The sequence below is a fragment of the Bacillus sp. EB V-12 genome (assembly GCF_056158125.1).
Genome location: NZ_JBUXJL010000033.1, coordinates 1 through 7,479 on the forward strand (window position 1 = coordinate 1; position 7,479 = coordinate 7,479).

The 7,479-nt window shown below is 33.0% G+C and carries 3 protein-coding genes and 2 pseudogenes; 4 read left to right on the forward strand and 1 reads right to left on the reverse strand.

Translation table 11 applies throughout. The annotated features are described in order from the left end of the window. Window positions 1–1,131, reverse strand: a 1,131-nt coding sequence (locus ACZDYH_RS30130; protein ID WP_474888005.1) for an S-layer homology domain-containing protein, incomplete at its 3' end; no start/stop codon positions are given. A 1,840-nt stretch (window positions 1,132–2,971) separates the two neighbouring features. Between ACZDYH_RS30130 and ACZDYH_RS30135 the strand changes: the two are divergent. The 4 genes and pseudogenes from ACZDYH_RS30135 to ACZDYH_RS30150 form a co-directional block, all read left to right on the forward strand. Continuing rightward, a pseudogene (locus tag ACZDYH_RS30135) lies at window positions 2,972–3,337 on the forward strand (peptidoglycan recognition protein family protein); the annotation flags it as partial. 84 nt (window positions 3,338–3,421) lie between these two features. Further along, window positions 3,422–4,804 (forward strand): S-layer homology domain-containing protein, encoded by a 1,383-nt coding sequence (locus ACZDYH_RS30140; protein WP_474888009.1) that lies wholly within the window; start codon window positions 3,422–3,424, stop codon window positions 4,802–4,804. Between the two features lie 395 nt (window positions 4,805–5,199). Then, window positions 5,200–6,147 (forward strand): hypothetical protein, encoded by a 948-nt coding sequence (locus tag ACZDYH_RS30145; protein WP_474888007.1) that lies wholly within the window; start codon window positions 5,200–5,202, stop codon window positions 6,145–6,147. A gap of 685 nt (window positions 6,148–6,832) precedes the next feature. Next, window positions 6,833–7,369 (forward strand): annotated as a pseudogene (locus ACZDYH_RS30150) (S-layer homology domain-containing protein); the annotation flags it as partial. Between the last annotated feature and the right edge of the window lie 110 nt (window positions 7,370–7,479).

Here is a 7,479-nt window from a genome sequence, read left to right on the forward strand (position 1 = left end):
ATTTACTTTTTCAACCATTGGAGAAATGGAATCAGTAGGAGCAAGTTGTGCATAGCGCCCTTGGCCGACATTGTGTTGTGTCCATTGATCTTTATTAGCAACTTTAACTGTGTCACCTTTTTTGAATTTTGAGTTACTACCATTTGAGAAGTTTACGTTTACTTCTTGACTAATTCCATCAGGATCTTTATATGCCACAGTTACATAGTAAGCATCTGCATCAGTGATTACACCAACTACAGCATTTTCTTCTTGTTTGTTAGATTCGTCATTAGTTTTAGAAATGGAATCAGTAGGAGCAAGTTGTGCATAGCGCCCTTGGCCGACATTGTGTTGTGTCCATTGATCTTTATTAGCAACTTTAACTGTGTCACCTTTTTTAAATTTTGAGTTACTATCATTTGAGAAGTTTACGTTTACTTCTTGGTCATTTCCATCAGTATCTGTATATGCAACAGTCACATAGAAGGATTCAGCCTCAGTTATTACACCAACTACAGCATTTGCTTCTTGTTTTGTTTGGTGATGGATTTGATCAGATTTTGCAATAAATTGTGCAGCCTCTGCACGAGTGATTGGTCTATTAGGAGACCAGCTATTTCCATCTTCAGTACCCTTAGAAATTTCTGTTTGTATTAAAATATTTGCATATCTTTCTCCCCAATGTCCTTTTAAATCCTCAAATGTAGTTACGCTATTTCCAGCAACTTTATTTTCTAATTTATAAGCGTTTGCCACCATTGAAGCCATGGATGCACGATTAATCATACCCGTTGGAAGGAAGTTACCATTTCCATCTCCTTTAATAGCACCTGCTTTTTCAACAGCTGCAATATAAGGTGCCGCCCAGTGGTTTTGAGCATCTTGGAAAGATGGTTTAGCATTTTTATTAATTTCTAATCCAAGCATAATAGCCATTATTTTGGCAGCTGAACCGCGATCAATTGTTTCAGATGGAGAAAAAGTGCCATCGGGTTTTCCGTGTAATGCACCTTTTTCAACTAGGTAATTTACAGAAGGGCTTACCCAATTTGGGACATCCGGAAATTTATGAGTATTTGCAAATGTACTAGATGAGTAGGAAAGTAGACTTCCAGCGAGAATTCCTGTAGCAATTAATTTATATTTCAAAACGTAACACTCCTAAAATAATATTAAAGCTTGGTAAATCTATCATTTATAGTGAATCTTATAAGTAATATGACTTAGTTTAAACAATAGAGTAGGTTGGCAATTTCACTATAATACAGGTATATAATAATTAGTTAATTTAAACTATTATTTCGAAAAGAATCTAAAGACATACACTTATAATAAGGGACTATTTGATATATTTACCACGCTTGTGTAACTAGTATAGTTACTTATATATACGAGTGTCAATTGAAAAAGTATTACATTTTTGTAAGATAATCATGTTAATAATATAGTAAGTAATTATTAAACAAAGTGAATAATTACTCATTATAATAATTATAAGAATTGATAAAAGTGTTTTTAATCTTATGGAATGAGAAGGCTCTCTAGATTAAATAAAAGAGGAATATTTAGTACTATTTACAAGTTATTTACTGTGAAGCTAGGTATTAGTAGTTGTTCATAAAAATGTGATATTTATTTTGTTGACACTTGTATGTACGAGTGCATATAATAGGTATTCCAATTGGATATATGTTACATGTGTAAATTTTCATAGAGATACATATTTATGTTTATATAACATATGTTTTTGATTAATGAAGCTATTCTGCATTTTTATTTATATAATCTTATTATTACAATAAAAAAATATAATACCAATTATTTTTTATATGTATCTGGTTAGTATAAACATAACTATACCTTATTGTAAAAAAAATACAGTCTTGCTTTCATATACTGTTGGTACAAGGAACGGAGTAGAAGTTAATAATAGTGTTATAGGGAAGGTTATACAAAAAGGTATAGTTTTTTGAGGGTAATTCTAAATTTTATAAAATAATGTAATGGAAAAATACAGACTATAGAATAGGCGATATAACATAAAAAGAGTAGGAACGGTATGGATTAGAAATCACGTTGTTCGTATTATCCAATTTATTTGTAAATATGCTAGTTTTCTAGGTATATTTGTATCATTTTATTAGAAAAAGGAGGCAAGATAACACGTATTTAGAAAGGATATAACGTGTTAATTGATAGTATGAAAAAAATGCGAAACGTTTTAGCAATGACTGTAGCACTACAAGCTGCACTGGTTCCAACTACTTCATTTGCTGCACCAGTGGAAAAAGTAGAAAAAGTAGGGGAAACAACATCTGATATCCAAGCCATTAAAAGTATTGAAAGGCATATGAAAGATGAAGATGGAAAAAATGATAAGGTAGAAGCGAATGAGGAAATACAAGGTGATTTTCTTGTATATATTCAGAATGAAACACCGCTCTACGAATCTACTAATTTACAGACTACAGTGATAAGTCAAGTTTCCCAACAAGTAGTTAAAGCTACTAAGAAAAAAGGAGACTGGTATTATGTTCAAACCAATATAAGCAACGGTTGGATACATAACAATGGTCATTCATTAGAAGTAAGAGATATTTATCATTTAACAAATGAAGCAAATAAGCTAGTAATTAATGAAAAAGTATTCATGTATTCTTCTCCATTTGATGCATTTAAAGAAGAGGAGAGTCTGCAACCTCAAACTGTTACTGCCGTAGCGCAAGCTGGTGAATGGTTCCAAATTCAACTTGCACAAGGTTTGAAGTGGATTCATTCATCATCCGCAAAGTTTAAAGGAACAAAATCTTCGCTGATTACATCTAAATCTGCAAGTCAAGACGTTAAAAGTTCCAATGGTGGTACATTAACTTTTCCGAAGTATTATGCGGTGCCAGGAGCAACACTGAAAACTGGTAATATATATGACGTACCTCTTACAGAGTGGATTGTTCCAAAAGGAAATGATAGCATTCGACCAGGATATGCGATGGATCCGCGTTATATTACAATTCATGAAACCGATAATGAAAGTTCAGGCGCGGGTGCAAAAAATCATGCAAAATACTTATATAATCAGGCAACAGGAGACACAGACCGCGGTGCATCATGGCATTTTACAGTAGATGATAAAGAGATTTATCAGCATCTGCCTTTAAATGAAAATGGGTGGCATGCTGGTGATGGAGAAAATGGAACAGGAAATAGACAATCAATTGCAATTGAGATTGCTGTGAACGGAGATTATGAAAAAGCAGTAGAAAACGCACGTAAATTAACAGCGTACTTAATGAAAGAATTAGATATTCCTCTAGATAACGTTAAGAAACATCAATATTTCAGTAAATATCATAAAAAATGTCCAGCAAAAATGATTGCACGAGGCGCTTGGAATGATTTTTTAAATGGTGCACAAGGGTATTATGATCAAAATAATAAAATACAAGTGAGCCAAACGGATGACATATCTGGCATGTGGTATGAACAGGAAATTAGAGAACTAGCATCTAAAGGTATTATGGTGGGGGACGGAAAAGGTTCCTATTGGCCAGAGCGTCTTGTAACACGTGCTGAATTTGCCACTTTAATTTCAAGAGCATTGGAGTTACCTATAGGAAAAGCAAACTTTACAGATCTTCACTTAGCACATTCATCATTAGTAGATGGAATTAATCGTGCAGCCACTGCAGGTATTATTAAAGGTCGTGGTAACAATATTTTTGCACCGAATGATACGATTACACGTGAAGAGGTTGTAATTATGGTTGATCGTGCCTTGCAGTATAAAGGCATTGTTGGGGCATTGGCATCTGTACCGTTCTCAGACCAAGATTTAACATATGATAAGCAAGCCTTACAACGTGTTTATAAATTTGGTATTGTAAAAGGAAATGAAAACAATCAATTTGTTCCAAAAGGGACAGCAAGACGTGCAGAAGCAGCAGCATTTTTAAATAGAATGCTACGTGTAGTAGGTAATGAGAACATGATTAATAAATCAACAAAACCTTTAGAGATAAAAAATCCTGAAAATAATATTGTTGCTACTTCATATGAAGAGATTGATTTAACATTGGCTTCCAATATTACTGCTCAAGAGATTGATAGTTTTATTGCAAAATACCATTCAGATAGTCCATTAGTTGGACATGGGAAAGATTTTATTACTGCGCAAAATAAATATGGTGTTAACGCCCTTTATTTAGCAGCACATGCAATTTTAGAATCTGGTTATGGAAAATCAGAAATAGCGTACCGCAAACATAATCTCTTTGGATTACGTGCGTATGATGGAGATCCGTTTAGACATGCGAAATATTTACCAACTTACGGCGACAGTATTGCTTATAACGCTAACTATGTACGAGAAAGATATTTAGAAGAAAGTGGTATGCATTATAACGGACCAACGTTAGCTGGTATGAATGTGAAATATGCATCAGATAAAGGATGGGGTGGGAAAATTGCTAGTATTATGGGACGTATTAAACCGTTCAAATCAAAAGATTATACATCAGCGAAAAAATTACCAAAGAATCCAGAAACATTAGATGTTGAAGCGTTATCTAATGAAATTCCGTATAAATTGTATGCAGATGGGTCAAAAGCAAACGTTGTATCCTCAGCTGCTTACTACCATGTACCATATTCATTTGATTTACAGATTAAAAGTAAACCAGGTATCGAGCAAAACAAAGTTGCGACATTAACTCCTGGAACAAACATCATTATTTATCGTGAAGATCCAAATAAATGGGTTGAATTCTCTTTTGAAGCTAATGGAGAAAAATACTGGACATTAAAAAATAAATTAAGTATGTAACCAAAAAAGGTCTGCTCAACTTTGGGTGGATCTTTTTTGCTTGTAATTAATAATTTGTCTTATTACATTTTGGGAAATTTCCGTATGTATTTGTAAGGGTTTTATTGGACTTTTGTATGCCAGAAGCCATGTACTAATAGTATCTTCGGCAACTAAAGATAATACTTATTTCCATTCTTTTTTTATTCATATAAGAGAAGGACACAGAAGATTGGAGGAAAAGTGTCTGCCATGCTAAATGTGAAAAAAGTGTGAAAAGAAGTATCTTTATCTTAAATATGTAAGATTGCATATCAAATACAGTTGATAATCATTATCGTTGTAACTATACTGATTACAGTTAGCTTGATGTTAACTGTAATTAAAATTACAACATGAATGGAGATGTTATAAAAATGGGTATGAAAAAAATCATTTTAGCTGGTACATTAGGAATTGCAGCACTTGCAGGAACAAATTTACCAGGATTAGAAGCAACAAAAGCGAGTGCAGCTTCTATTGAAACGAATATGTCAACAATTGAAGGTCGTGTAGTTGAGATTGATAACAATGTAATTTCTGTTGAATCAAAACAGTATACAAATTCTGTTCGTGTCTATTTAAATTCTATACCAAATGTAAAAATAGGAGATGAAGTAAAAGTTACTGGTACAATGATGCGTGATTTTGCTGAATATATGCTTGCAAATTCTATTGAAAAAGTTCAAGGTACTGATACATTACACCAGGGAAGTTATATTGAGGATGGTTTTGGATACGAATATGAAATAGGATATGTTACAAAAGCAGGTAAGTTTAAAGCTGGAAAAGCAGAAATTAATTATGTAATTGTTCAATATACTGGAATAAATGACAGTAAACGAGATGTTAGAGTGGAGTTGACACAAGGACAGAAATTTAATGTAGGGGATAAAGTTAAAGTGCATTTGGCAAGGGCTTCAAGAAGCGATGTATTGTCTATGCAAGATGGAATTGAAAAAGTTAATGATTCAATAAATAGTACTAGTACTGGGTCTTTAGAAAAAAAAGGTACAACATTGAAACCAGGAATGTATGAAAAAGAAGATGGTCAGCCTAATTTTGTAATTGGAGAAATCACAAAAATAGATAAAGATTATACAGATTATGTATCTGTCACATACTCTTCTAAAAATGGGGAAAATGATCTTGTTTATGTGGAGTTAACACAGGGTCAACAATTTAATATAGGTGATATGGTTCGAGTGGAGTTTCATGATGGGTCTAATTTCCATGGACCTGATAAAACAACGTATGACCATATTCAAAAATTTAACGATAAAATAACACAGAATACAAATAAAGAGCAATGGGTTTGGTCTTGATTTTAATAAAATAAAATTATCCATCTATAATGTATATGCCAATTCAAAAAGCCTTGTAATATATTACAAGGCTTTTTGAATTAGTTACTTTAAAACATTATCTTTTATTTCATTTTTATTAGCTGTTTGCAAAAATGTCATATTTATTTCGTTGACACTCGTGTATACAAGTAACTATAATTGTTACATCTATTGGATATATGTTACATTTTTATAATTTCTCAGAGAGACATGTTTATATAATGATGGTTCTGTGCATATTCTTATGACTGGAAATTCTGTTCATACACTTAATTTCGTAAAATTTGTTTATAAAGATATAAATAAATGATTTACTGATAATTTTTAATGCATCAAATCAGTATGAACCTTCTGTAATCTTTTAATCTTGGAATTATGTTGTTAGCATTGTCCAATTCATTTGTAAGCAGGCTAGAGTACTAGACGTATTTGTGTCATTTTATGAGAAAAAGGATGCAAAGAATTATGGTAATTTATCATTTTCCGACAGAAGATTCTTCACTTCTCAAAAATGTGAAGGGGTGGCACACCAATTTTAGGTGGGGGATGAATGTCGGTAGGTGTAAGCCTACTTTTTAAAGAAAGGATAAGAAAAATGAAAATGAAAAATGTAGTAATAACAGGTGCAGTATTTGTAACAGCTCTGCTTTCAACAGGAGGAGTAAAAGCAGAAGAAGTAATTTATAAAGATATACCAAAGGGACATTGGGCAGAGGAAGGGATTCAGTATTTATCGAGCCAGGGTATCTTTAAAGGATACGGAAATGGTCTATTTGGCTTTGGAGATAAGATTACTAGGGGACAAGTAGCCGCTCTAGTAAAACGTTATTTAAAATTAGAGGACAATGTTTATGTAGGAAGTAAGTTCTTAGATACGAAAGGACACCTTTTTGAAAAGGATATTGAAATTGTGGCACAAGCAGGGATCATGCGTGGGGATGGTTCGGGTAATTTTCTTCCAGATGGTATTTTAACTCGATATGAGATGGCAGTAGTATTGCAGCATACTTTGAAATTAGAAATAGATGGTGTGAATGGTAATAAACATGGATTTAAAGATATCCAAGAAGGTCATTGGGCAGTACCATATGTAAAAGCAATTGCGGATGCAGGGATATCTAAAGGTGACGGAGCAGGGAATTTTATGGGTGGACAAGATGTAACACGTGAACAATATGCTCAGTTTTTATTTAATTCAATGAAATTGAATAAGAAAGAGACGAGTAGAACTGAAGAAGGAAAAGGCAAGGTAGAAAAACGGGAAGAGTTGAAAGCTTCAGAGGTAGTAGCCTCTGTTGAAAATGCAAGTAA